Source organism: Avibacterium gallinarum (assembly GCF_002921135.1).
Lineage (GTDB): Bacteria > Pseudomonadota > Gammaproteobacteria > Enterobacterales > Pasteurellaceae > Avibacterium > Avibacterium gallinarum.
This window is the reverse complement of sequence record NZ_PQVJ01000030.1, coordinates 1-2684: the sequence shown is the minus strand read 5'-3', so window position 1 is coordinate 2684 and position 2684 is coordinate 1. Positions and strand designations below refer to the sequence as shown.

The window sequence follows — 2684 nt, the reverse complement described above, 5'->3', positions numbered from 1 at the left end:
ACTTTGCTCTTGTGCAAGCTCTTGTTGCAAGCGGTCAGCTTCGAGCTGTGCAGCTTTGGCTTGGTTCGCTGCATAAGTGGAGGCGGCCGATTGTAACTGGCTTACCGCTTCTCTCACGATTTTCTGCTCTTTTAGCTGCGCTTGGGTATCCCTTGGTTTTTCCACCTGTGGATTGGCATTATCAAGTGCGGTGCTAATCGGTAAGGTTTTTGCAAGCGCCTCTACCGTGGTATGAACAGGTTGGCTATCCTTATTTAAGGTAATCTTGCCTGCCGTAATCGTGGCTTTGGTAACACTGCTGTCATGATGGCTTTCATACATCGGCATACTTGGGTTAAAACCACTTGAATTTTTCTCCTCCACCCATCTGAGGTTATCGGCAGTTTGGTTATTCGCAGGAGCTTCAACCACTTTGCCTGTGCCTTTTTCCTCAAAATGCCCCTCTTGATGACTAAAGCCATAGCTTAATCCGCCACTCATCGCTTGGCTTGAGGAATGGTTTTGAAGATGCTCTGCGGTCAGTTGATTGACGGCAAGTTCACTGTTGTTGCCATTCGTGCTTGCAATCGCTGCACCTTTTAAGTGAACCTGATTTGCCTCAACGTGATAGCCGCCCTCTTCTGCAAACAAGCTTGCTTGTTCGGTAACCTGACGATAATTTTCACTGCCACTGTCAGCACTAAAGCCGATATTACCACCCCACGCATTACCAAGGCTCACACTCACACTTAAGCCTGCTTGGCTGCTTTTGCTTTTGAGTGTTTGCACATCTTGGAGGCTTTCAATATGTAGTTTTCCGCCTACATTGGCATCAATACGGTTGGCTTTTGCCGTTGCCCCTTTGAGTGTCAGGTCGTTTTGGTTATTAAAGGTTATCTGGGCACTGTCTAAATGGCTGTTGTGATACATTGTGCGTTCCGCATCCATTTTCTGGCTGCCGCCGCCCACGGTGGCATATACCCCCACGCCCGTTTGTGGCCCTGCTTGGGCGAACATACCCACTTCAACCCCCACATTTTGACCGCGCATTTTTTCTTTGCTATGGCTTTTACCTGCTTGTAATTGCGTGTCATACGCCGTCAAATTAATATGGCTATCGGCAAGGCGTTTGCCTTGTTCATCGTGGCTGGTTAAATCACTGTGTGTCAAATGAATATTACCTAACTTTTGTTCCCCATTGGCGAGGGTTTCCCCTGTGCCTGTGGCCGTCAAGTCAATCTGTTTGGCATTAAAGACATTACCTTGACTGATTTGCGCTTGACGTTCTTGAGACTGACGACTATGTGCCACGCCCGTGCCTGATTCTGCGCGAATTAAATACGCTAAGCCATCTTGCTGGGTAACTGTTTTTGCAATCTTTATCATTTCTGTGTTTATCTTGAACAATAAAGAAGCTCATAAAATTAAATGCAATATTAAATATACGCAATAGCAAATATAATGAGCGCAACTAAAGTTTTAAATATTTCTTTGAACTAGGAAAGTAAGACCAGAGAAAAAGCATTAACCATATAAAACAGTAAAAAAAATACTAAATACTAAATATTTAGGCTGAAAAAAAAATTCAGTTTGATCAATTTTATTTGTATTTGAATATAATCTCATCCATATCATTCCTTGAAAAGAACATATTAGATTAAATGCGTATAGTGAAATTTTTAATAATTTTTTTGCGGTTCTCACTTTTTATTATCCTTATCTTTATGGTGACTTAGTACTTCTCCAGAAAAAATATTTAATCCAATGCCGATAGGGGAGTTTTGTATATTTGATGGCAATGACCTTTGGATTAACTCCCCTACGGCTTGATTTTTTAAATAATTAGATTGGTCATTTAAGTATGAATTACTATTAGATAATTTTGAATCAACTGCTGTTGACATTGAGCCTAATACAAATGAAGTCCCCATTGGGGTATAAATTAAATAAGGTGTGGTTAGACCTGATTTAATAGCTTCTTTATAATTAATTGTACCTGTATTGATATACTGAGCCCCCATATTCGCACTCATACCTATCATTGTTCCTGTTACATACTGTTTAGGTGTGATTTTTGAAATACTATCAATACTATTACCAATATTTCTAGCAACAGAATTCGCATAAGGATTATAAGAATGATAAATACCTTCTGAGAGCGTTTTATCTATAAAACCAATAGTAGGTTTTTCAAGACGAATTGCAGTTGAAACTATTTTATTCCCTCCTACCTTAGTTACCAATTCAACTGTCTTTATAACTTTTGGTATGTTAGAAATATATCCAAAAGAAGCTAACTCTAATCCCTCTTTTACTGATAAGGCTAATCTTCCTTCAAAAGACTCTCTAAATACTTTTGGGTTTTGAATATATTTTGCATTAAAGCGCTCATATATTCTTTCTTCTTCAGATTTATCTGAATCAGAAATAAACCAACGGCTTGGCAAAGATGAACGATATTTTTCATCTAGCGCATACGCATAACCATAACCTTTATAATAATTTCCTGAAAGAATATTATTTAAATCACGTTTGAAATCCGCGGGAATCTCGCGATTTTGGATGCTTTCTGAAATATAACGTTTAGCATAATCCTCATACTCTTTCCATTCTAAAGATGTCATTTTCTCTGGGTGATGAAGGGCTTTATCCACTAAATAATCACTTGTATGATCATCTTTTTCATATTGAAGATATTGCATGAT

2 protein-coding genes are annotated in these 2684 nt (G+C 38.9%); both read right to left on the bottom strand.

The features are described 5' to 3' along the window. A partial coding sequence (locus C3007_RS09165; protein ID WP_207763693.1) for a hemagglutinin repeat-containing protein occupies window positions 1-1365 on the bottom strand: 1365 nt, incomplete at its 3' end. Between the two features lie 314 nt (window positions 1366-1679). Further along, window positions 1680-2684, bottom strand: a 1005-nt coding sequence (locus C3007_RS11585) for a hypothetical protein (RefSeq protein WP_165779977.1), incomplete at its 5' end; no start/stop codon positions are given.